Origin of the sequence: Desulfosediminicola ganghwensis (genome assembly GCF_005116675.2) — a bacterium.
Lineage (GTDB): Bacteria > Desulfobacterota > Desulfobulbia > Desulfobulbales > Desulfocapsaceae > Desulfopila > Desulfopila ganghwensis.
In genome coordinates this window covers 3,296,848-3,320,848 of the sequence record NZ_CP050699.1, presented here as the reverse complement: position 1 = coordinate 3,320,848, position 24,001 = coordinate 3,296,848, and the positions used below count along the sequence as shown (strand labels likewise).

Annotated in this window: 21 protein-coding genes; 8 read left to right on the top strand and 13 right to left on the bottom strand. The window is 46.6% G+C overall.

The window, feature by feature from the left end:
- The first annotated feature begins 214 nt into the window (after positions 1 to 214).
- The 3 genes from glgB to FCL45_RS14075 all read left to right on the top strand — a co-directional run bounded on the left by glgB (position 215) and on the right by FCL45_RS14075 (position 3,366).
- Entirely contained in the window at positions 215 to 2,470 is a 2,256-nt protein-coding gene (glgB, locus tag FCL45_RS14085; protein WP_136795850.1) for a 1,4-alpha-glucan branching protein GlgB, read from the top strand.
- Positions 2,448 to 2,636 (top strand): hypothetical protein, encoded by a 189-nt coding sequence (locus tag FCL45_RS14080; RefSeq protein ID WP_136795851.1) that lies wholly within the window; start codon positions 2,448 to 2,450, stop codon positions 2,634 to 2,636. The genes glgB and FCL45_RS14080 overlap by 23 nt, the downstream gene beginning before the upstream one ends.
- A gap of 70 nt (positions 2,637 to 2,706) precedes the next feature.
- Positions 2,707 to 3,366: a DUF4126 domain-containing protein gene (locus FCL45_RS14075; protein ID WP_136795852.1), complete on the top strand. Its 660-nt coding sequence runs from the start codon at positions 2,707 to 2,709 to the stop codon at positions 3,364 to 3,366.
- A gap of 112 nt (positions 3,367 to 3,478) precedes the next feature.
- On the opposite strand, the gene FCL45_RS24620 is transcribed toward FCL45_RS14075, so the two are convergent.
- The 7 genes from FCL45_RS24620 to FCL45_RS14035 all read right to left on the bottom strand — a co-directional run bounded on the left by FCL45_RS24620 (position 3,479) and on the right by FCL45_RS14035 (position 15,072).
- Positions 3,479 to 5,809, bottom strand: a complete 2,331-nt coding sequence (locus FCL45_RS24620) for a glycosyltransferase family 4 protein (RefSeq protein ID WP_228721337.1) — start codon at positions 5,807 to 5,809, stop codon at positions 3,479 to 3,481.
- 449 nt (positions 5,810 to 6,258) lie between these two features.
- The gene (locus FCL45_RS14060) at positions 6,259 to 7,200 is read right to left on the bottom strand and encodes a mitochondrial fission ELM1 family protein (protein ID WP_167495657.1); all 942 of its coding nucleotides are present in this window, start codon (positions 7,198 to 7,200) and stop codon (positions 6,259 to 6,261) included.
- A gap of 110 nt (positions 7,201 to 7,310) precedes the next feature.
- Positions 7,311 to 9,512: a type IV-A pilus assembly ATPase PilB gene (pilB, locus tag FCL45_RS14055; protein WP_228721336.1), complete on the bottom strand. Its 2,202-nt coding sequence runs from the start codon at positions 9,510 to 9,512 to the stop codon at positions 7,311 to 7,313.
- A 733-nt stretch (positions 9,513 to 10,245) separates the two neighbouring features.
- A complete protein-coding gene (locus FCL45_RS14050) occupies positions 10,246 to 11,172 on the bottom strand; it encodes an FAD-dependent thymidylate synthase (protein WP_136795855.1) in 927 nt (308 codons plus the stop codon).
- On the bottom strand, positions 11,169 to 12,359 hold the full coding sequence (nifS, locus tag FCL45_RS14045; RefSeq protein ID WP_136795856.1) for a cysteine desulfurase NifS: 1,191 nt from the start codon (positions 12,357 to 12,359) through the stop codon (positions 11,169 to 11,171). Before nifS ends, FCL45_RS14050 begins: the two co-directional genes overlap by 4 nt.
- Positions 12,359 to 13,195: a Fe-S cluster assembly protein NifU gene (nifU, locus tag FCL45_RS14040; RefSeq protein ID WP_136795857.1), complete on the bottom strand. Its 837-nt coding sequence runs from the start codon at positions 13,193 to 13,195 to the stop codon at positions 12,359 to 12,361. The genes nifS and nifU overlap by 1 nt, the downstream gene beginning before the upstream one ends.
- 140 nt (positions 13,196 to 13,335) lie before the next feature.
- Positions 13,336 to 15,072 carry a phosphohexomutase domain-containing protein gene (locus FCL45_RS14035; RefSeq protein WP_136795858.1) on the bottom strand — a complete coding sequence of 579 codons (1,737 nt, stop codon included), beginning with the start codon at positions 15,070 to 15,072 and terminating at the stop codon, positions 13,336 to 13,338.
- Positions 15,073 to 15,404: 332 nt separating this feature from the next.
- Between FCL45_RS14035 and ppsA the strand changes: the two genes are divergently transcribed.
- On the top strand, positions 15,405 to 17,858 hold the full coding sequence (gene ppsA / locus FCL45_RS14030; protein WP_136795859.1) for a phosphoenolpyruvate synthase: 2,454 nt from the start codon (positions 15,405 to 15,407) through the stop codon (positions 17,856 to 17,858).
- An 82-nt stretch (positions 17,859 to 17,940) separates the two neighbouring features.
- On the opposite strand, the gene FCL45_RS14025 is transcribed toward ppsA, so the two are convergent.
- Positions 17,941 to 18,126: a Trm112 family protein gene (locus tag FCL45_RS14025; RefSeq protein WP_136795860.1), complete on the bottom strand. Its 186-nt coding sequence runs from the start codon at positions 18,124 to 18,126 to the stop codon at positions 17,941 to 17,943.
- Positions 18,127 to 18,384: 258 nt separating this feature from the next.
- Between FCL45_RS14025 and FCL45_RS14020 the strand changes: the two genes are divergently transcribed.
- Positions 18,385 to 19,254, top strand: a complete 870-nt coding sequence (locus FCL45_RS14020) for an NAD(+)/NADH kinase (RefSeq protein WP_136795861.1) — start codon at positions 18,385 to 18,387, stop codon at positions 19,252 to 19,254.
- A 99-nt stretch (positions 19,255 to 19,353) separates the two neighbouring features.
- Here the strand turns inward: FCL45_RS14020 and FCL45_RS14015 are convergent, their stop codons facing one another.
- Together FCL45_RS14015 and FCL45_RS14010 are read right to left on the bottom strand one after the other, a co-directional pair.
- Positions 19,354 to 20,742, bottom strand: a complete 1,389-nt coding sequence (locus FCL45_RS14015; protein ID WP_136795862.1) for a sigma-54-dependent transcriptional regulator — start codon at positions 20,740 to 20,742, stop codon at positions 19,354 to 19,356.
- A gap of 25 nt (positions 20,743 to 20,767) precedes the next feature.
- Positions 20,768 to 21,637 carry a PHP domain-containing protein gene (locus FCL45_RS14010; RefSeq protein ID WP_136795863.1) on the bottom strand — a complete coding sequence of 290 codons (870 nt, stop codon included), beginning with the start codon at positions 21,635 to 21,637 and terminating at the stop codon, positions 20,768 to 20,770.
- A gap of 316 nt (positions 21,638 to 21,953) precedes the next feature.
- Here FCL45_RS14010 and FCL45_RS14005 point away from each other — a divergent pair, with 316 nt between their 5' ends.
- On the top strand, positions 21,954 to 22,097 hold the full coding sequence (locus FCL45_RS14005) for a hypothetical protein (protein WP_153305535.1): 144 nt from the start codon (positions 21,954 to 21,956) through the stop codon (positions 22,095 to 22,097).
- Between the two features lie 61 nt (positions 22,098 to 22,158).
- Here the strand turns inward: FCL45_RS14005 and FCL45_RS24615 are convergent, their stop codons facing one another.
- Positions 22,159 to 22,416, bottom strand: coding sequence for a hypothetical protein (locus FCL45_RS24615; RefSeq protein ID WP_136795864.1), 258 nt, complete (start codon positions 22,414 to 22,416; stop codon positions 22,159 to 22,161).
- Between FCL45_RS24615 and FCL45_RS25320 the strand changes: the two genes are divergently transcribed.
- Together FCL45_RS25320 and FCL45_RS13995 are read left to right on the top strand one after the other, a co-directional pair.
- On the top strand, positions 22,304 to 22,552 hold the full coding sequence (locus tag FCL45_RS25320; RefSeq protein ID WP_420811235.1) for a hypothetical protein: 249 nt from the start codon (positions 22,304 to 22,306) through the stop codon (positions 22,550 to 22,552). The genes FCL45_RS24615 and FCL45_RS25320 overlap by 113 nt on opposite strands.
- A 13-nt stretch (positions 22,553 to 22,565) precedes the next feature.
- Entirely contained in the window at positions 22,566 to 22,874 is a 309-nt protein-coding gene (locus FCL45_RS13995; protein ID WP_136795865.1) for a hypothetical protein, read from the top strand.
- On the opposite strand, the gene FCL45_RS13990 is transcribed toward FCL45_RS13995, so the two are convergent.
- Both FCL45_RS13990 and FCL45_RS13985 read right to left on the bottom strand, forming a co-directional pair.
- Entirely contained in the window at positions 22,871 to 23,167 is a 297-nt protein-coding gene (locus FCL45_RS13990) for a hypothetical protein (RefSeq protein WP_153305536.1), read from the bottom strand. The genes FCL45_RS13995 and FCL45_RS13990 overlap by 4 nt on opposite strands.
- Positions 23,164 to 23,826, bottom strand: coding sequence for a Crp/Fnr family transcriptional regulator (locus FCL45_RS13985; protein ID WP_136795867.1), 663 nt, complete (start codon positions 23,824 to 23,826; stop codon positions 23,164 to 23,166). The genes FCL45_RS13990 and FCL45_RS13985 overlap by 4 nt, the downstream gene beginning before the upstream one ends.
- Between the last annotated feature and the right edge of the window lie 175 nt (positions 23,827 to 24,001).

Below are 24,001 nucleotides of genomic sequence, written 5' to 3'. Positions count from 1 at the left end.
CACGGCGTCAGATTTATTTTTCCAATTATCTCCCTCATTGACATGACAAAACTTTTGAGATTACCTAACATGGAATATCCTGGCTGGTCGGCATTTTGAGGATATTGATTCAAGCTTTTAGCTAATATATTGATTTACATTTAAATGTGTTACAATCTCTGTAACCTAAAGCAAGGACTTACCAGATCCTTAAAATATAATGTAATGCAACTCCATGATAAATGAACATCTCGAACGTATCCTTTACACAGGTCACCACGATCCTTTTAAATATCTCGGGGTACACTTTTCTAAAAGTGATAGTGAGCTTGTTGTAATCCGTACCTTTCAGCCCCACGCCGATGGCGTCGCCCTTTTGAGCGGGAACAGGCGTAAGGTGCTGCCCAGAATACACAAGGAAGGGTTATTCGAAATTCAGCTGAAACGAGATTGGTTTTCAGATCCCCATCTGGACCCATATACCTACCAATTTGAACTACTTTTTTCGGATGGTTCAAGCAAAAGGATAAACGACCCCTACAGATTTCTCCCCCAGCTCGAAGAAACAGACAGGTATCTGTATAATTTTGGTACCAATTACCGTATTTATGAACATCTCGGCAGCCATAAGGCGATTCTTTCAAATATCAGCGGAACCTCTTTCAGAGTTTGGGCACCAAACGCCAGAAGTGTTTCCGTCATAGGAGACTTCAATCGTTGGGACGGCAGAGTACACCCCATGCGAACGCTCGGCGCTTCCGGCATTTGGGAACTGTTTTTGCCTGGGATCGGGGAGGGAACTCTTTACAAATATCTGATTCGCAGCCAACAAGATAAATTACTGGAGAAAGCTGATCCATTTCAATTTCAGGGTGAACTCCGTCCCAACAGCGCATCCATTGTCAATTATCTGAACCATCACCAATGGCAAGACGAAAAATGGGTGCGACAGCAGCATCATTCAGAGCCCTACGACAAGCCACTGGCTGTTTATGAGGTACATCTTGGTTCCTGGAAACGTGATCCAGAAGATCACTGGCGATTCCTCACGTATAAAGAGCTTGCCGCCCAACTCATCCCTTATGTGAAAAAACTCGGCTTTACCCACATTGAAGTCATGCCAATCATGGAGCATCCTCTTGATGAATCCTGGGGATATCAGGTCACCGGCCCCTTCAGTGTTACCAGCCGTTACGGCACCCCTGAAGAATTCATGTATTTTGTCGACCAGTGCCACCAGCACAACGTAGGTGTAATTCTCGATTGGGTACCAGCCCATTTTCCCCGTGACGAGCACAGTCTGGCCCGCTTTGACGGTACCGCACTCTATGAGCATGAAGACCCTTTAAAAGGCGCCCACCCTGAATGGGGCACCTATATTTACAATTATGGCAGAAGAGAGGTCAGTAATTACCTCATTTCCAACGCTCTGTTCTGGCTGGATAAGTTCCACATTGACGGGCTGCGGGTCGATGCGGTTGCCTCCATGCTCTACCTTGATTATGCACGAAAAGACGGAGAGTGGTTGCCAAACTGTTATGGAGGCAGGGAAAATCTCGAAGCTATTGATTTCATCCGCCACGTAAATTCTGTGGTGTATGATCTCTACCCAAACACCCTGATGATCGCTGAGGAATCTACAAGCTTCTTTGGTGTTTCCAGACCGACCAACTTGGGTGGGCTTGGCTTCGGTTTTAAATGGAATATGGGCTGGATGAACGATATGCTCAACTATTTCGCCAAGGATCCTCTCTTTCGGAAATTTCACCATAACACCCTCACATTTTCATTAATGTATGCCTTTTCCGAAAATTTTCTCTTGCCCTTGTCACACGACGAAGTTGTTCATGGTAAGCGCTCTCTGTTAAGTAAAATGCCGGGTGATGAATGGCAAAAATTTGCCAACCTCCGGCTCCTGCTTTTTTCAATGTGGACTCATCCTGGCAAAAAGTTACTGTTCATGGGTGGGGAATTCGGGCAAATTAATGAATGGTACTGTAAAACCAGCCTTGATTGGCACCTGCTTGAAGAAAATGTTCGTCATGCAAAAATGCTTGATTTTGTTTCAGATTTAAATACCATATATCGGAACAATCCCAGCCTTTGGCAACAGGATTTTCAGCACGAAGGATTCAAATGGATTGACTTTGAAGACCGTAACAACTCGGTAATCTCTTTTACCCGATATGCAAAGGAGAACAATGATCACCTCGTCTGCATACTGAACTTTACGCCCCAGACCTATTATGAATACCAGGTGGGCTTGCCAAGCGGACAGAAATATCGATTCCTTTTTTGTTCTGACGATACTGCATATGGAGGAAGCGGTTCGTATACTAAAGAAATGGAGATTCAGCCTGAACCTGGCCCCCACGGCTCAGCACCTTTTAAAACTGCTATTACCCTTCCCCCCCTTGCAGGAATTATTTTACAGCCTGTTGCCAACGCACAGGCTGAAGGAGTAAACGATGACAACAAAGCGCCCGACTGAACTTCCTGGAGATAAACTCAGAAAAGCAATAGACGAGTACAGCCAGTTACGCACAACAACTCCTGAGCTTTCTGCAAACGCGACCATCAATAAAGTCGCCCAGAAATTTGATCTTTCTCCTATAGAATGCGAATTTTTGCGCAGGCAATTACTTGAAAACAGTTAAACAGCACGGGGTAATTTAGAAGTATACAATTGCTACTGATAAAGAGAGAAATTAGGCAGGTAAATCAGTTATGGACGAATACCAGACTATTATCGCAACCATCGCACTGACCATGGGAACAGCATGGGCCAGTGGAATTAACCTGTATGCTACCCTTGCCATGCTTGGAATACTTGGCTCTACAGGCAATATCGCACTTCCAGAAGGACTCGTCGTACTACAGGATCCTCTTGTTATAATGGCTGCCTGTACCATGTATGCTGTAGAGTTTTTTGCTGACAAAACTCCGGGAATAGATACCGGCTGGGATACCATCCACTCATTTATCCGCATACCTGCAGGAGTCATCCTGGCTGCCGGTGCTGTGGGAGATGTAAGCCCTGCCTTCTCTATCGCAGCGGGTATACTGGGGGGAACTGTTTCTGCCACCAGTCATATGCTGAAAGCTGGGTCCCGCGTCCTGATAAACACTTCTCCAGAACCATTTTCAAACTGGACAGCATCAGTTACAGAGGATGTCGCAGTAGTTGGAGGGCTTTGGGCCGCCTTACATTATCCGGTCACGTTTCTTGTACTGTTTGTCGTATTCATCTTTGCCGGAATATGGTTACTTCCAAAAATCTGGAGAGGTATCTGTCTGCTCATCGGCAAGTTGAAACGCTTCTTTTCCCAGGACCGTTCTCCTGATTCGAACATCCAGCCTGAAATCAAAGAGATCGGCAGACAGTAGTATCTGTATAAAAAAAGCCTGTTATGGAATAAACCACAACAGGCTTTTTAAAACAGTACCGCAATTCTGACTATGTCAAAGCAGTTTCACCACATATTTTACCTTCACCAGCTTAGCTTGAGAGTCCCAAGCGCCCTGCTGCAATACCTTTTGCCTCCAATCTATTTTGCAGGCATCGGTAATAAACATCCACAGTCTGTTCACACATCGACCGTGTCGTGAATTTTTGCAACACACGCTTTCTGCCGTTACCACCGAATTGTTCCAATTCCGGTTTTTCCAGGGTGAGTGCTTTTTCCAGGGCTCTTGCCAAAGCCTGAAAATCAGCCGGCTCAATAAGCCAGCCAGTCACACCATCCACAACAGTCTCAAGACTGCCACCATGGGCTGTGGCGATAACCGGCTTCCCCATGGCCATAGCCTCAATGGAGACTCGACCAAATGCTTCCGGCTCGCTTGAGGACGCAGATACTACAATGTCTGAAAGCAAATACGCTGCAGCCATATCGCTGCAATGCCCGACCATTTTCACACGATCATGCAATTTATGCTTGGCAATTATGGTGTTCAGTTCTTCAGTATAGTTGGGTGTCTCATTCGGATCTCCCACTAAGACTGCCTGAAAATCAAGAGCACTCAACCGCGAAAGGCTCCTGAGAAATACATCCTGCCCCTTCCAGCGGGAAAATCGACCCGGCAACATTACGACGGGTTTGCTCTCATCAAGTCCCCAATCTTTGCGCAATGCTTCAACACGGGAAGCAGGTATCACTTCAGGGTTAAAGACCTCTTCGGCCACGCCTCTGAAAATCGGTTTTACGTGAATATGATCGCCATAAAACTCGCGTATGTGTTCTTTCACAGACTCTGAGACAGCTATTACAATCTCACCCTTGGTCATTATAGCGCTATAGGCGTTAACCGAGTAAAAACCATGAAAGGTAGTAACCAGAACTGGTCTCTCGGCTGCAGGCAGACTCTTCCAGGCCAGATAACCTAACCAGGCAGGAAGCCTGGAGCGAAGATGGAGAATATCGACACCTTCCTCACGCATCAACTTTCTGAGAGCGGGGATATACTTCAGACCGCTTAAGGACTTTTTCCCGACACTCATTTGAAAATGTTGACTACCTTCCTGTTCAAGCTGATCAACCAATCGCCCACCACCGGATACGACCAGAGAACGGTGGCCATTTGCGACCAAATGCTTGCCCGTTTCCAAAGTGCCCCGCTCAACGCCACCGCTTTCCAACTCGGGCAACATTTGAAGCACTGTCAATTTCTTATCTTTAAAACGTGAATCCCTTTCTGCAAGCATTTGCCTATACAGTGTGAGATTTCCCTCACACATCCTTTCTGCCGTAAAATACTTCAGCACTCTGCGCCTACCGGCTTCGCCAAGCCTGTTCCGACGGGCTCCATCTCGCAATGCTGTATCAATTGCCTGGGCCATAGCGTTTGGGTTCTGCGGCTCAACCAGCCAGCCAGTCTCTCCGTCCACTATGGTTTCCAAACTTCCTCCGTGGGCAGTAGCAATAACCGGTCGCCCCATCGCCATCGCCTCTACTGCTACCTTGCCAAAAGCTTCCGGTCGAGTGGAAGTTGCTGATACTATAATATCTCCAAGCAACATTGCAGCGGGCATGTCGTCACAATGTCCAACCAGCTTCACTCGTTCGTCGAGACCGTATTGATGAATTTTCGCCCGTATCTCTTTGACAAAGGCCTTGGTCTCGTTGATTTCACCTATACAAAAAGCCTTAAAGTTCCTGTGCTTTATAAGCTCAAGACTGTCTATGAAATCATCTTGACCTTTCAACTTGGTCAATCTGCCGGGCAGTATAATTACAGGTTCGTCATTTTCCTGCAAGCCCCATGTTTTACGAAGATTATCTAGACGTTCACTACTCACGGCGTCAGGTGCGAATTGTTCTCTATCAAAGCCACCGTAAATTATGGTGATTTTTTCTATGGCTGTCTGATAATTATCAACAATATGGTCCTTTATTGTTTTGGAGACAGCAACTACCCGCTCTCCCCTGGTCATTATCTCTGAATATCGATTTACCGAATGAAAACCATGAAAGGTGGTAATTAATGGAGGGCGTTCACTTGGCGGAAGAGATTTCCAACCGTAATAGCAGACCCAGGCAGGAAGACGTGAACGTAAATGGACAATATCGACGTCTTCGTTGAGAAGGAATTGACGGAATTGACGAATATATTTCAAACAGGATAAATTTTTCTTGCCGATACCAGGCCATGTCAGGTGATGACAGCCCGCTCTCTCCAATTTCTCTACGAGCCGCCCTCCTCCTGAAATAACGATGGATCTATGGCCCTTTTCAGCCAGGTAGACTGCTTGATCAAGAGTTTCAATCTCAACACCACCTTCATCCATCTCGGGAAGCACCTGCACAACGGTCAGCTTATCATATAGCATAATGCGCCTGTCCCCCTTGTCCTGAAAAAATAGAATAACCGGTGCAGGGTGTTACATTTCCGCAGCGGCTGACCATCTACTCTTTAACAACTCATTCACGGTACTGGCGGTACTTTATGTCTTAACCTACTGCAAAATACTTTTATCTATCTACAACTACCTGGATTACCCAAACACAGACCATATGGATTGCCGGTCGTAACTGTTTCGTCTATTGCCAGCCCAAGCCTAGGACATACCAGACTTCCAAAAAAAATATTAATTGCTGCCCGAGTCCCGATTTTATTTACTAATAGGAACTATTTCAAACATTTTCGAGACATACATCCTTGCAAACTATATCAGCTACAAATAAAAAATGCGAATTTCCATGAAAGAAAATTCGCATTTATATGAATACGAGGGAATGGCAAACAGGACAGTCTTCAACACTGCCTTAATAGCCTAAGCTAGCCTGTCGGCTGAATTTTTCTTAAAATCTCTTCTGCACATCGATCGGCTTCATTAAAATCCTGTTCAGCCATAGATAACAAGGAGGTAGACTCAGCAGGTGAATACACCTTCACCAAACCCTTCAAAAGAAGAAAATCTATACTCCTCTGGAATTTGTTCCTGGCATTTTTCCAAGGAACAGGCAGAATACCCACTCGGCAACCTGCAGTCAGAGCCTCATAGATCATGGACACTGAATCTGCTGTTACCCAGGCTACTCCTGATTTTGCATATTGATCTTCAACCCATCCCCTTGGGGTATCTTTAAAGTCAAAAAAGGTCGCATTCGGCTGTGATTCCGAATAACCTTTCAGGATTTCAACCGTATCATCGGGAGTTCTGGGGGAAGAGCTTATTGACCATTGGATATCTTTCCCCTCATGAACTATGTTGCGGATAAATTCAGCTAATTCGACTCCACGCCAGAAATGACTCGATTCATCTATCCCACCCAGCAGGATCAATCCTTTATCGGGTTCTCTCCGGATATTCTTTTCCGCCGACAAAACAGGAGGTCCGTCTGTGAGCAGGATGTTTTCCTTTTCCTCAAGTTGATCATGCCTTGGCACGCAGCATAGATCAAATTTCCCTCGCAACAGCCTATCAGGAGCCATACAGGTAACTATTGGTATACCGTAGGAATTCTTGCAAGCGATCAGGGGGACATGGGTCCGGCTTCCGGTCCCGATTGCCAGATCAAAATCATCGAGACCTTGTACCTTCCCCCTATTACTACCGAGAAAAAGCCTGCCGATATCAAAAAACCTCTGCCATTTTGTACGTTCCGGGAGCCTGAACTCAGTAACTTCCACGCTAACCAATCGCTTAAGCCCTTGGATTATTGCCAGACTCTGTTTCTCATGTCCGGGACTTCCCTCCAGGAACAATGCGACTTTCATATTTTTCTCTTTGCTCATTATGGCATCTTCGCAACGCAACTTCAGCTACCAGACTGCATACAATCGCCTGATCGCCAATCTCTCTTTTGCTCTCGAACTTTCTCAGTGACTTATTTTCTCATGGGGGACGCGGATGGTGGTCTCCTGGAGCCGCCACCGGCAAGTTTGACAATAATCTGATTGGATTTCTGCAGACGAGCAGCCATGGACTTGAACAAATGGTTTGTGACTTCAGGATATTTATCCACCACCTCATCCAATTTATCACCAGGGTAACGCTTAATAGTTGAACGCCCCTGCGAAACAATGGTGGCAGTTCTCTTTTCTCCTGATATTGCAGCCATCTCACCGAAATACTCGCCAGGCTCTGTTAGTTCAGCGATTTTTTTACCACCCTTTATTACGGTCAGCGCTCCTCGTATTAATTTAAAAAAATCAATATCGGTATTGCCCTCTCTGATTATGACATCACCATCCTCGTACTCTTCCACATCCGGGTTGAGCAGGTAGGCTGGCAGACTCTCCTTGTGCGCTACTGTTCTCTTCAAAGCTTCATCAAGGCTGGTAATTCCATCGCGAACTTTATGCAAGGCAGCTACCCGTAATGGTGTCATGCCCTCCTGCACAGCAATTTTTCTGAGCTGATCTTCAGGCACTTCTGAACTGATTGCCGTGGCCACCTCATCGGTTACCTCCATCAGCTCAAAGAAACCAACTCGACCTTTATAACCTCGACCACTGCATTCCTTGCAGCCTGTGGGGCCATAAATTGTAAGGTCATCTAAATCATCTTCATTGAATCCTGCTGAAATGAGTGTGTCCCTATCGTAACTTACGACTTTTTTGCAGGCATTACAGAGCCGTCTTCCCAATCGCTGAGCGAGCACCATAGTCACAGATGACGCCAGCATATACGGGGGGATCCCGATATCGATCATACGGCCTATTGTCGCGGCACTATCATTTGTATGCAGGGTGGAAAAAACGAGATGGCCCGTCATCGCAGCCTTAATGGCGATCTCTGCAGTATCCATATCACGAATCTCACCAACCATGATGATATCCGGATCCTGACGGAGAAAAGCTTTCAAGGCAGCGGCAAAGGTCATACCGACTTCGGTATTGACGTTTACCTGATTAATTCCCTTAAAGTTGAATTCCACCGGATCTTCTGCGGTCAGGATCTTGATATCCTCACTGTTAAGTGAATTCAATGCCGAATAGAGGGTAACTGTCTTACCTGAACCCGTTGGCCCGGTAACCAGAAGCAGGCCCTGAGGACTGCTTAGACAGCGCCTCAACATATCAAACGTTGACTGTTCAAAACCAAGCATGGTCAGATCGACATTCAGCGATCCTTTATCAAGAATACGAAGAACTACAGACTCACCGAACAGGGTGGGCAGGGATGATACACGGAAATCGACGGATCTGTTTCGCCCCATCCGCATTTTGATTCGACCGTCCTGCGGTACTCTTCTTTCTGTGATATCGAGCCCGGCTAGAATTTTCATGCGGGCAACCAGGGCGTTCTTGATACTTAACGGCAGGTTCATGGACTTAAACAGTGAGCCGTCCTTACGATATCGAACCTGCATCGTTTTTTCGTAAGGTTCCACGTGAATATCGGAAACCCCTTCCTGAACAGCCTTAATGAGAATTCCGTTCACCAGCTTGATAATTGGTGCATCTGAAGCGGCAAACTGATCGCCAAGACCATCGTCCTCATCCTTCTCTATCTCAAAATCATCAGCGGCTTCAGCCAGGATCGAACCGAAGTCATCAACCTGAGTTACTTCAATTTCCTCTTCAAATTCCTCGCTCTTGTCAAAGAACGAGTTATACTCTTCATCGGAAATTTTGTAGTACTTTTTATATGCCTCAACAATATCCGACTCAGTTGATACGCACACAGAAAGTTCTTTTCCGAGAAAATCCTGAAGCTCCTCAACCGCCATTGAGTCGGAAGGCTCGGCCATCGTGACCTGGAGGGTGTTTCCAGCCATCCGTAGAGGAAAGGCCATATATTCCTTGGCCTTTTCATATTCCATAATGCCGAGCACATCCTTTGATGGAGGCTCGTTCTTGATGACTACAGGGGGGTAATTATGCTGACGGCTTAAGAAATTGAAGACGGTATCTTCATCAATATAGTCCAGGCGACGCAGAATGGTACTCAGCCGGCCACCGCTTTTCTGCAGCTCTTTTTTGGCAAATTCCAGCTGAGTCGGCGTGATGTAGCCAGCCTTACTCAACAATTCACCAATTTTTATTTTTCCTGCACCAGACTGATCTTTAACCGTTTTCCGCATTGAAGATCTATGCTTTAAAGAACTTGATTTGGGTGCCATATACCTACGACCTAAATGAGGAAATGCACTATCCCGCCACTAATGATCCGATGGCTGCCCAATTCACTACTGCCGGAATAGTAATATGTAGTATCAGTATTTGATATAGATCTGAACGTAATAAAGCAAAAATCTAAAACTCCTGCCCTCGGAATCTTAAAACAAAATCCACTGCACATAAATGTTATATACTGCAACATATTGTGAGAATTGAGGATTACTCTAAATAGCTTGTTGCATAACGTCTAAGATACACATAACACAGGGATTTGCCAGATTAAAATAACTCCCAAAAGGCAACTTCAGTATTTTTTTTAACACTTAACCAGTCCAGATATTTCAGGTCTGATCTATTTTTTGATTAATAATCAGCCGATAATACATTATTTTCATATAAGTTTCGTCTAGAAATAATAGTTTTTCAGTGAATCATCATAAAGTTTTTTTAAAAAAGGTGAAAATCTCGCCTCAGAAGTCTCTGAGGGAAAAAATCAATTAGGACTCCCCTACTTTAGCTTGAAAGAGTTAAGAGAGTAACGTGACGTGCGAGGCGCGACAGATTGGCAAGTGACCCAATCCTGAACCATTATGCATATCGGCTTGTAAAGAAAAGCTTTAGGGGGAATCATGAGAAGAGATAAAAATCCCGAACATGAAATGTTCGGGATTTTTATTTGAGTTCGGTACGTTTGTATTACAGGACAGGGAACCTTTTTCGCATCTCTTCTTCGAGCGGGATCATTATCTCCCTCATTGAAGGCTCTGCCGCAGGAGAAGTGCGCAATGAAAATATATGCTTCCACTCTTCAAGATTACAGTAGGTGATAATCTCTGTCTTACAGGAATTAGGGAGCACAGTTCGCGCTGCCTGTGGAGTCGAATTTTCGAGAAGCTTTAAATAGAGCTTTTCGGTCTCCTCCATTGCCTCTTTCCAAAGCTGATATTCGGGGGAACCATCCTCATAAAACATAGGCTTAATGAAGGTTACCTGGTTACCGAATTTGTCCTGATTATAGCGACAATATCTCTGGCTCTCCTGCAAGTAGGAACACGGTCTATGTCGTACAAGTTCGTGGGTCACTGCCCTGTTAGTGATCATTTTGACCCCCACAAAGCGATGACGGGCAAGCAGATTTACAGGCAGGTCCTCCACCTCATCAAGGCTCAGCTTGGTAATGCTGATTTCCTCATGTGGGGGCAACGACTCCGCCGGCAGATAAACACCCTCAAACAGATACTGGTAGCGTCCGGCAAGGTCACGTACCAGTTCGCTCACTACACTGTTATCAGCATAGTTGCCGTACATTTCACGGAAAGCACGAATCGATCCGGTCACAATAAATCCGGAATCCGTCCTGTCAGTCACAAAGAATTTTGGCTGGCAGGCATGAAATTCAAGCACATGGTCTGGATGACAAACCACGTTATAAGTGGCTACAGCCATCTCAAGCACGGAATTATGTCCATGCGCTGCGATCTTCTTTACAAATGGTACAGCTGACTCTTCGGTGATTTTATCTTCACTCTTGTAGCAGATACGCCCACATGTTTCCAATCGTACAGCGATAGGCTGTCTGTCCAGATCATATTGAATTTCAAATGACGGCTCAACGATTATCATGTTTGATCACCTTTCCAGAATGGGGACATTTTGCGCAGAGACTCAATGATCTCCGGCATCTTCTCCAGAACGAAATCAACTTCTGCCTCTGTATTGTACACGCTGAGTGAAAACCGGATAGAACCATGTGCCGCCGTGAATGGAACACCCATCGCCCTGAGGACATGGGATGGTTCCAGTGACCCGGAGGTACATGCAGACCCGGATGAGGCACAGATTTTATACCGGTTCATATGCAGCAATATAGCCTCTCCCTCAACATATTCAAAACTTACGTTTGCGGTATTGGGAAGTCTTTCTGTTTTATGCCCGTTCAGCATTGAGTTGGGAATAGATGCGAGAAGTCCCTGCTCAAGTTTGTCACGCAGTGCCTTGACCCTGGTGTTTTCTTCTTCCATCTTGGCAGCAGCAAGCTCACATGCTTTACCCAGACCGACGATGGAAGCCACGTTCTCGGTACCGCCACGTCGTCCATGCTCCTGGTGTCCACCAGCAAGAAATGGAGTATATGGTGTACCTCGTTTTACATACAGTACGCCCACACCTTTGGGTGCATGCAACTTATGTCCTGAAATGGAGAGAAAATCCACCTCTAACTCTTTCAGGTTGATCGGCACCTTGCCTACCGCCTGAACAGCATCGGTGTGAAAGAGAATACCACGTTCCTTCGCAATACGGGCCATCTCTTCAATTGGAAAAATAACACCGGTCTCGTTGTTGGCCCACATTACACTGACGATTGCGGTGTCATCACCTAAGGCAGCTTTGTACTCATCGAGATCCAGCATACCTTCGGCATCTACCTTGAGGCGGGTGATACGGTGTTTATGCCCGGTGAGAGTATCGACTGTATCGCAGAGATTCTTAACTGCAGGATGCTCGACCCTGGTAGTGACAATATGACGCTTCTCCGGAAACGACTGCAAAGCTGAGAGAATCGCTGTTGAATCACTTTCGGTACCACAACTGGTGAAGGTTATCTCCTCCGGATCTGCACCAATCAGATCAGCCACCTGCTTACGGGCTATCTTCAGGGATTCACCGACCTGGCCGCCAAAATTGTACATGCTGGATGGATTGCCATAAAACTGAGTGAGGTACGGCATCATTGCCTCGACAACCTCAGGGGCAACACACGTTGTGGCGTTGTTGTCAAGATAGACTACTTCTTCGTTTTTCTGGCTCATCAGTTTGCTTCCTCCACAATAAGAGTATCCAGAACCAGTTCACGGAGTTTCACCTCAACATATTCTTTAATCGTGGTCTGAGACTTATGACAACTCTTGCACGCCCCACGCAGCGAAACTATAACAAAATCGCCATCTACGTCGATCAATTCGATGTCACCGCCATCTTTACGCAGGCCGGGTCGAACCTCTCTCTCGAGGACTTCTTCAATTTTTTTAATTTTCTGCAAGGTGGTCATGCGTTTTGGAGCTGCATCTTCAAGCTTCACCTGCTTGGCACCGACAACAGTTTCTTCCAGAATCGCCCGAAGTTTATCTTCACATTTTCCGCAGCCACCACCAGCTTTGGTAAAATTGGTGATTTCTTCGACTGAGCGAAGGTTTGACTCCTGAATGGCACGGCGAACCTCGATATCAGTCACTCCGAAGCACTCACAGACGATTTCACCTTCAGCCATCGGCAGCACCATGCCACGAAAATCAGCGATGGCAGCTTCAAGTGCCTCTCTTCCCATCACTGAGCAGTGCATTTTCTCTTTTGGCAATCCGCCCAGGAAATCAGCAATATCTTCATTAGTGATCTTCTCGGCTTCAGAGACCGGCATACCCTTGATCATTTCAGTCAAAGCAGAAGATGAGGCGATTGCACTTGCGCAACCGAAGGTCTTGAATTTGGCATCGGTAATCACATCGTTCTCATCCACCTTTATGGTCAGCTTCAAGGCATCCCCACAGGCAAGAGAACCGACATCACCGGTACCATTTGCATCATCTACTTCTCCAACGTTTCTCGGATTCAGGAAATGCTCCTGAACCTTATCAGTATATTCCCACATTGATGGCTCCTAAAAATAACAATTCACTATGATTATCTGTTATATGCTGACAATAATACGGAAAGCCTAAAATGCAACTTCGATTTTTTTAACAATTTCTATACCATTGACTTACTGTGGTACTTCTATTTTCCGCAGCTTTAAACGAGCTGAATCTCCCTGAGCAACCTCTGCGCAGTTTCGACCAGATCCTGCGTCCCGTCCGGAGTGCGCGACTCGACATAAAACCGGACCTTGGGTTCAGTTCCTGAGGGTCGTATCATAAGCCACGAGCCATCGTCAAGAATCATCTTTCGGCCATCAATAGTGATGACCTCAACAATCTCTTTTGGCTCGCCACCCACAATAAGAGAGCTTCCTCTACCATACTTTTCAAGTTCTTTCAGCCTTTCCAGAAGCTCTTCACCTCGGTAGCTCACTTCAATTCCGTCCCGATCGGCATAAAATGCACCGAACTCCGCCTCAATTTCATCTTTGTATTCACTCAGGTTTTTGCCGGTTGTGAGTACCATATCAAGGGCAAGCAGCAGTCCAATGTAAGCATCTTTTTCCGGAGTGTGTCCAATAATCGATATTCCGTCTGATTCTTCGAAAAAGACCAGGGCCTTCCCCATAACCGGTTTAAATTCCTTAAAACCGACCCTCGGTTCAAAAACCTTTTCACCAAAAGATTCAGCCAGCTGGTTCGCCATGTTGGAAGTGGCAACAGTTTTCGCCACCATCCCCTTTTTCTTTTTGTGAACAACAAGGAAATGGTAGGCCATAGCACCAAACTGGTTCATACTGATCTCTTCCCTGCCGTCTGTGAACCGAATTCGATCTCCATCCGGGTCAATGATCGCACCCACCCGGTATTTTTCAGAACGGCCGGCAAGCAATTCATGTATGGCTTTGATATTTGCCGATGACGGTTCCGGGGCTATGCCACCGAAAGTCACATCCGGTGTATCCCGTAAGCCAAAGTAGCCGGTTCCTTTTTCTACCTCAAGAAGTTCGCAAATATCATTTCGAGACGCACCGTGAACAGAGTCTATGGCCACAATCAAATCTGTCGCATCGGCGTAATCTTTTACTATCTGATCGTAGTCAATCCCATGCACATCAACATTTTTCCTCACCAGAGTCTTCCAGTAATCCAGTGCTCTGATTTCAGTTACTCCAGACAAGGAAAGTATCTCAAGGCCCGTAATGGCCGAACTTTCGATATCAAAATCACTATCGATAATTTCCCTGGCCAGTCGGGTTATAGTCTCGGTGACTTCTGCTGCTGCCGGTCCCGCATCGGCCGCATTGAATTTATACCCACCATACTCGAGAGGATTATGGGAGGGGGTCAGGTTTATGGAAAATGCCGCATGAAGTTCGAGTACCGCAGCAGACAGCGCACCGGTCGTTGATTCACCTGAGTAATAGACTGTAAAACCATTATCTGTCAGCACTTTTACCACCGCCCTGGCAAGCAACTCCCCGCCGAAGCGGTTGTCATAGCCAAGCACACAACCACGCTTTTTCGCTTCATCAAAATCTTGAACTCCAAGACTGCTGGTCATGACAGGGTCTGATTCCACCAGCCGGTACATCTCGACTATGGCAGCTGTTACACAACCAATCGATCGGGCAAAAACATCTTTCCCAAGTATTCCACGCCAGCCTGAAGTACCAAATTTCAATGGGCTCAATGGCTTACCATGGTTTTCAACCAGTTCTTTACGAACCATGGCATAGACTGTATCTATCTCTGTCTGCCATGAAAAGTCACTGGTCTCATTTCTTATTTTTACAAGTTCTTTAATCATGCTGAAATAATCACTTGCAGCATGATCGTCTTCGATTATATACTTGGCTTTAAATTGCTCCACATCCTTACTATGTGACATATGCAGCCCCCGTATTTTGTTGTCAAAAACCGATCCCGGCAACCATTGACACAGATAAACATTCTGAATCCATATGTAATTCTACCGCATCTTTCTTAAGCGACAAGCCTGTCCATGTACAGATTTTTTTCTATTTGCCCCGCTCTACCTTCTTGACATGCATAAGTAACACTTGTACTATCGTGCAAAATTACTGATAATCTAATATGCTCGCGCACAGACTCGGAACAACTTTCGAGTGTCACCCGGTACAATACAGGGTATAGCCCTTTTCAATCCAATAGCACGTTTTCGTGTATCACACCCCAAAACAGTTCAGGAGAAATGCCGTAATGAGTGATCAACACGCCACAGAGTTCATTCTCTGGTTCGATGATATCTCTATTGATGACGTGCCACTGGTTGGTGGCAAGAACGCCTCACTCGGTGAGATGTACCGACATCTTACCTCAAAAGGAGTCAATATCCCACACGGCTTTGCGATCACTGCATATGCTTATCGACACCTGATCGAATCCACAGGCATGGACAAGGCTGTATCTGAGATTCTTTCTGATCTCGATACCCACGATCTCCGCAATCTCCAGGAGCGTGGCCGAAAGGTTCGTGAACTCATACGAAACATCAAATTTCCAGACGATCTTCGCGATGCGATTCTTGAAGCGTATCACAAAATGGAAGCAGAATATGGCAAAAACGTTGATGTAGCTGTTCGCTCTTCCGCCACCGCCGAAGATCTGCCGGATGCTTCATTTGCCGGCCAACAGGACACCTACCTGAACGTTCGCGGCGATGATGCGGTTCTTGACTACTGCAGCCAGTGCTTTGCCAGCCTTTTTACCGACAGGGCCATCTCCTACCGACACGACAAAGGGTTCAGCCAGTTTGATGTGTACCTTTCTATCGTGGTTCAGAAGATGGTTCGCTCAGATGCGGCCTGTTCCGGTGTTATGTTTACCCTTGATACCGAATCCGGGTACGAGAATGTCGTCTACCTTACAGGTTCATGGGGACTCGGTGAAAACGTCGTTCAAGGTGCAGTCATTCCTGACGAATTTTATGTCTTCAAGCCGACTCTCAGGGAAGGAAAACGCCCTGTAGTCTCCAGAAAGGTCGGCAGTAAAGAAATAAAGATGATCTACAACGAGGCTGAAGACGCCGAAGAGACTGTGGTCAACATTGCTACCACTCCGGCAGAACGAGGTAGCTATATCTTAAACGATGATGACCTCCTTAAGCTCTCAGAATGGGCCCTTCACATTGAAGATCATTACGGCAGCAACATGGATATCGAATGGGCCAAAGACGGTGACGGCGAAACCGTCGGTACCGGTGAACTGTTCGTTGTCCAGGCTCGGCCGGAGACCGTTCATTCACAAAACTCCAAAAACATCACTGAGACATACATCCTCAAAGAGCATGGCAACATTCTCACCTCGGGCCAGGCAGTAGGTACCAAAATCGGCCAGGGTAAATCCCGGGTGATTGAGACCGTTGCCGGCATCCATGATTTCCAACCGGGTGAAGTACTTGTCACTGATATGACTGATCCCGACTGGGAACCGGTAATGAAAAAAGCAGGCGGTATCGTGACCAACAGGGGCGGCCGCACCTGCCATGCAGCCATCATCTCCCGAGAGCTTGGTATTCCCTGTGTTATCGGTACAGAAGACGGCACCAAAAAAATCACCACCGGTCAGGACATCACCGTCAGCTGTGCCGATGGTGAGACCGGTAATGTCTATGACGGACTGCTGGACTTCTCCATCAACACGACCAACCTCGACACCATCCCTGACACCCGCACCAAAATCATGCTCAACGTTGGTATTCCGGAAAAGGCATTCGTCGAATGCCAGGTACCAAACGACGGTGTAGGTCTGGCACGACAGGAATTTATCATCAACGCCCATATCGGTATTCACCCGATGGCGCTCCACAATTTCGACAACCTCATAGAAAAAGCTGCTGCGGGTGACGAAGAAGTTCAGCAAATCGTTGAAAAAATTGAGGAGAAAACCACTGCCTACCCTCACAATAAACGTCAGTTCTTCATCGACAAGATTGCAGAAGGCGTAGGACGGATCGGTGCAGGCTTTTACCCACGCGACGTTATTGTTCGACTGTCCGATTTCAAATCCAACGAATATGCCAACCTCATTGGCGGAAAACTCTACGAACCGGTCGAATCAAACCCAATGATAGGCTGGCGTGGTGCCTCTCGCTATTACGACGATAAGTACATAGATGCGTTTGAGATGGAATGCGAAGGACTCCTGAAAGCCAGAAATGAGATGGGACTCACCAACATCAAGTTGATGGTACCCTTTTGCCGCACTCCCGAAGAAGGCAGAAAGGTTATAGAGACCATGAAGAAATTCGGTCTCGTTCAGGGAGAAAACGGCCTTGAAATCTACGTGATGTGCGAGATTCCTTCAAATGTTATCTCAGCAGATGCATTTGCCGATATTTTCGACGGCTTTTCCATCGGCTCCAACGACCTGACCCAGCTGACCCTTGGCCTTGACCGCGACTCTGACCTTGTTGCTCACATTTTCGATGAGCGTAACGAAGCAGTTAAAACGATGGTGAAGATGGTTATTGAAACCGCCAAGCGCAGGGGCAAAAAGATCGGCATCTGCGGGCAGGCACCGTCGGATTATCCCGAGTTTGCCCTGTTCCTGGTTGAGTGCGGTATAGACTCAATGAGCCTTATTCCAGACACAGCAGTTAAAACCAAACTCCTGGTTTGCGAAAAAGAAAAAGAGATGGGCCTGATTAAATAGGTAACCTGTAGAAACCATCGCCGGAGTTGTATAGTCTGCTGCCGGCGATGGTATGTTGCTGAAAGTTTTATGTTGAAGGCGTTCAACCCTCCAGATCCTCAGCCTTTAAGGTCTTTGCTTCCTCTATGACCATGACAGGGATATTCTCCCTGACTTCATAGAGCAGCAGGCATGTTTCACAGGCAAGCCCTTCCTTTGCTTCAAGATATTTCAAGTGCCCCTTGCATTTCGGGCAGGCCAGTATGGCCAGCAAATCCTTATCAATCATATTCTCCTCCCACTAAGAGGCGTATTATCACGGTAAATTCGAATTTTCCAGGTACAATCACACCTTGCCTTCTTCAAGAGTGGGCCACAAGAACCGTGGACACTCTGCCGGAAAGGATACATGGTATTCTTGAATTATCAATTGAAATTCATCATCGACTTGATTAGAACTTGGCAGACAACGTGCTGGCTTGATACAAGAAACAGAGTGCTTCTCTCAAATTCCACTACCTCATAAAACGCATGCCGGGTTATTAGAATGAATACTATCAGCAAACCGTTCAAAGCAGAGCGAAGTATTAAAATTCGCAAAGTTGGCCTTATAACCAAAAAGGACGACGCACACGCCCAGCAGCATGCCGAAAAGATTTCTTCCGTACTCCGGGCCCAAGGCATTTCCGTTGTGCTGAATACTATTTCGGAGGATCTTGACGCGGCTATTGCCCTGGGGGGTGATGGAACATTACTGCACATCGCAGAAGATGCGGCACGTCACTCTATCCCAGTAGCAGGAATCAACCTTGGCAACCTGGGATTTCTTACAGAATTTGCCGCAGAAGAGACTGAAAACGCACTGTCTCACCTGCTCAGCGGCAAGGTAATGATTGAAAACAGACTGATGCTCAAGACCCGGTTACTCAAACAGGAGGGGCCTGAGCCGTACCGCTACGCTTTAAATGACATCGTCATCAATAAGAACACCCTGGACCGTCTGCTCCACCTTGCAACCAGGGCCGGAGACGATTACATCACAACATATAAAGCAGACGGACTGATCTTTTCCTCTCCTACCGGCTCCACGGCCTATAATCTCTCTGCCGGCGGACCACTCGTTCATCCCGGGCTTGCCACGATTCTGGTAACCCCGATATGCCCTTTCATGCTAAGCAGCAGACCTATAATTTTGCCGGCGACAACCCCCATTACTACAGGATTCGAAAGCAATGGCAACGCAGAGTGCGCTCAGGTTATCATTGATGGTCAGCCATGCTGGGAAATGCAGGATGGAGACAGCCTGCAGATAAGCACAGCGGAACATCCGCTCCAACTCATCGTCTCCCCCAAAAGAGACTACTTCACTATCCTCAGGAACAAATTGCGCTGGGGAAGCCAGGATCAGCAATCCTGAAATACTTCGCTCCCCCCGATGACTGAACGCAAAAACACCCATACCGCTTGCTCAAGCGGTATGGGTATTTTTCATGTCTTTTTTTGTTATTGATAACTGTTATTTCTTCTTTTTAATTCCGTATTTCTTCATCTTATATTGCAGAAGGCTCTTAGTGATGCCCAGTTTTTCAGCAGCACGAGCCTGTACATAGCCGGTATCCTCTAGGGCCTGGTGCAGCATTTTCTCTTCTACTGTATACAATACGTCATTCAGCCCGACTGAATCAGGCAGCAGTTGCTGCAGGTCAAGGTTCTGACTCCAACTACTCTGTTCCATTGGGCGTATAGAATCAGGCTGAACATCATCCGCTTCAATCACATTATCATTACAGAGGATGGCGGCGCGCTCAACAGTATTCTCAAGCTCACGGATATTGCCCTCCCACGGTAATTTCATCAGCAACCTCAGAGCTTCAGCCGAAATACTAAGATCTGGCTTATTCAACTGGTCCTTGAATTTCGTAATAAAATATTCCACCAAAAGAGGCATATCATCCATTCTCTCCCGCAGCGCGGGCAGAGATACATGAATAACATTCAAACGGTAAAAAAGATCTTCGCGAAAACGACCTTTTGCAACCTCTTCTTTCAGCTCCCGGTTCGAAGCACTGATAATACGAACATCAACCTCAAAGGTTTTGGTCCCGCCAACTCTTTCAAATGTGCGCTCCTGTAGAACCCGCAGCAGTTTGGATTGCAGCGGCAGAGGAATCTCGCCAATCTCATCCAGAAATATCGTGCCCTTGTGTGCCAGTTCAAACCGCCCTTTGCGCATTGCAACTGCGCCGGTGAAGGCTCCTTTTTCATGCCCGAAAAGTTCACTCTCAAGCAGGTTGTCAGAAAGGGCCGCACAATTCACGGTAATAAACGGCCCTTTCTCACGGGGAGAATTCATATGGATTGCCTTTGCCACAAGCTCTTTACCTGTGCCACTTTCACCCGAGATAAGTACCGAAGCAGGGGTTGGGGCAACCTTCTCGATCATCTCGTAGACCTGCTTCATCTTCGGGTTTTTACCAACCATCCCCGAGAAACTGCTCTTCCCTTTAATCTCGCTCCGCAGTCTGGTGTTCTCCTGAACAAGCACGTACAACTCAATTGCCTTCTGAATGTTAACCAGCAGTTCGTCATTGGAGAATGGTTTTGCCAGATAGCTGTAAGCACCAGATTGCATCGCCGCCACCGCTTTATCCACCTCGGCGAAAGCGGTGATCATGATGACCGGAAGATCCGCATTATATTCCTTAACCTTCGAGAGAAGTTGCAGTCCATCAACCTCCGGCATCTGCATATCGGTAATGACGAGGTTTAAATCAAGACGTTTGACCATCTCAAACCCTTCCGCACCACCAGGCGCGGTAAAGACCTCATAGCCTTCATCTTTCAAGAGTTCAGAAAGAACAATGAGGTAGTTCGGTTCGTCATCGACTATAAGAATGGAGTACATAAGTTTTTCCGTAGTTCTTCCGACTTCAAACGCCGGTGTTATTATTCGTTTGTCGTATCTTGCTTATCTGTCTTTTGAGAGGCTCCAGCACCTTCGCCGGCACATGGACATTTTTGCCTCCAGCGAGCGTTGTTCCTGGACGAATATCACCATGATAGTCGCTCCCGCCGGTTACCACAAGACTATACCTGTCTGCCAGGCTGCAAATATGTTTTCTCTGTTTTGTACTGTGGGTGGGATAGTAGGCTTCAATTCCATCAAGCCCTTTATGTACCAGAATATTCAAAAGTGGCACAATGTTCTGTAGAGATGTATCGATAGTTACCGGATGCGCCATTACCGCGACCCCGCCGGCACCGTGTAAAGTATCGATTGCTTCTTTCGCACTCAATACCCTTCTTGGCACATAGGCAATGGCACCGCGTTTTAGAAATCTGCTGAAGGCATCGTCGATCGAACGAGCCTGCTTTTTCTCCACAAGCACCTGTGCGATATGGGGTCGCCCAGTCTGGCCGAACTGAGATTTTGCCGCTACCTCTTCAGAAGAGATATCTATTCCAAACCCTTGAAGCCTGGTAATTATCTGCTTATTGCGGTCATCACGGTTTGCCTGAATCGTGCTCAATACTCCAAGCAAATGACTGTCATCGTAATCGAAACCATAGCCGAGCATATGGAAATGGGTCTCTTTATGAATGACGCCAAACTCAATGCCACTCACCACCTCAACCTCCAGGCGCTCACCCGCTGCGACAGCCTCAGCCACTCCCTCGGCAGTGTCATGATCGGTCAGGGCAATCGCCTTGAGCCCCTTTTTCTTTGCTAACTCAACCAGCTGGGTTGGTGTCATTGTTCCATCTGAAAAGGTGGAATGTATGTGTAAATCCAAGGCCATAATATATAAAAGTGCAATAAGCTGCTTAACAGGTTGATATCGAGTACGAAACTATACACTGGGTAGGTCAAGGACAACAATCTAATGGATAATGCAGATCCTGCACACAATTTCTCCCACTTTCCGTATCTACAGAGTTAAGTTTGCAATAATTTGATCTTTATCTATATTTCTCAAATTTCTATCCGATAGAGAAAATAGCATGATGTACGGGTTTAGAATGCAACCTTTCTGAAATCACGTTTGGGAACGTTGATCACTTTAAACAGTAAATGATTCAACCACCGTTCTCAATCACTGGGCTGGAGCAAAGCAGATGGCAGGATTTTTTAGCAAAGCAACAACAGTTATCATGGCGATTCAACTCATCACCGGCTGTACGGCCAGAATTCCTGAAGCTACTGCATACCCGTATAGCCAGCAAATGAAGATACAGGCGGTCCATCATTGGCAAATTTGAGCAAAAGATGTTGCCGATCGCGTCAATAACGTGCTCATCCTGAACAGCCATCGTGATCTGATCACCCGGTCTTCCTAAGGGCAACCTGTGGTGATGAAGATACTCCATGCCAGGCTGAACAATCCGGCGCCTCTGATGAAGCATTTCGTGATCTGCCTATCACAGAAGGTTCCGGTGAGACCATACTCTCCCGAGATAACGAAAAGATTTCTTCTTCGACAACAACTTCGGCCATCCTGGTCGGCACCCTTCCCTCAATCATCACCTCCGGAGAAGGGACCACTTCCTTCTCCGCCAGGATGATCAATCCTGTTGACAAATCGATTATCTCCTCGCATGATTACAGGGTTTATATGGACGAGCCGCAGCTCGCCATGTGCGCACTGACAAGGGGATGCGGGATCAATGAGATCCCGGAACCGTCCCGCTCAAAACTGAACCGGATTTCTAACTGACATCACGTATTTCATGGCCCTGGTTAATATAGATACCGCACTGCACGACGCAATTCGTTTCATCCAGAAAAGCCCGGTTGACGGAGGAGTGGAGATACTCTCCTACAAACGCAACCGCACCGTTGCACTTTTACGAATCGATGAAAAGACCATCTCTGTAAAGGAACGAGGCTACCGTGAAGAAGAGACACGTGTCACCATTTCCGACCTGGCTAAATTTCTCAAGCCAATCCTCAAACGTGAGTTCCCCAGAAGTCGCAAAGTCCGCTTTTTCAAATTTTCCTCACCCGATGAACTCAACCGAATCCGTCAAAAAATCTAAAACCCACCGTAAAGATGCTGACCATACATTGTGCCGCCTGCAGGAGAAAACTCTGGAAGTATGACAAAATCGGCCATGGCCATGTCGTTCGCTGTCATAAAGACCGAATTAAGAAGTGGTTTGAAACAGAAACTATCGGCCACAAAATTCACTGCCGTTGCGGCAAGGAAATAGGTATCGATAAAGACACACACTACAGAATGATTGCCAACGCCTTCACCCACACAGGCACCAAAAGAAACAAAAAATAGATAAAAGAGTGGTGAAAAGGAAACGCACCCTGTCCCGGTCATCGCTCTGCAAGCGCTTCCTTATCGAGCAAACGAATTGTCTTGCCTTGTACTTCGATCAATCCTTCCTCGCTCATCCTGGCAAATATCCTGGATAGCGTTTCAGGAATGGTGCCAAGCAAACTCGCCAATTGCCCCTTGGAGATCTGGAGTTCAACAGTATCACTCCCCCCTTGTTCACTTGAAAGATAGAGCAAGTATGAAGCAAGCCTGGCAGGAACTTCCTTGAGAGATAACGCCTCTATCTGACTGGTAAACTGCCTTAACCGCATGGAGAGTGTCGCCAGCATATTCAGGGCAATTGAAGGCGTCCGGTTAAGGATTGCCACAAACTCTTTTCTCGGAAAAAAGAGCAACGTGGTTTTGGCCAGGCTCTCTGCATTGGCAGGAAATGGCTGACCATGAAAGACCGGAACCTCACCAAAAGGCTCGCCTGCATTGAAAATACCGAGGATCTGCTCTTTACCCTGCAGAGAGACTTTAGATATTTTAATCTTCCCGCTCTTTACAATATAGAAACCGTTGCCTTCATCGCCTTCGAAGAAAACCGTCTCGCCCCTGCCGAAAGTTCTCTCGATAGCAATTTTTTCAACCTCTTCCAACTGCTGCCGTGGCAATCCCTGAAAAAGTTTACTCGATGCTATGGCTGTAAATTTGTCCATACTTCCATATCCGCTTACTGTTTAACTACAAAGAAATCCTTCCATCGAACGGTTGCTACAGAGTACTATGAGCGTTATAAGTGGCAACCTGCTTTATCCAGACAACGTATTCTGGTACGCTCAAGCCATCAACATATTTTTATACCTCATTGTTTTGTCATAAGCTTTATAAAGC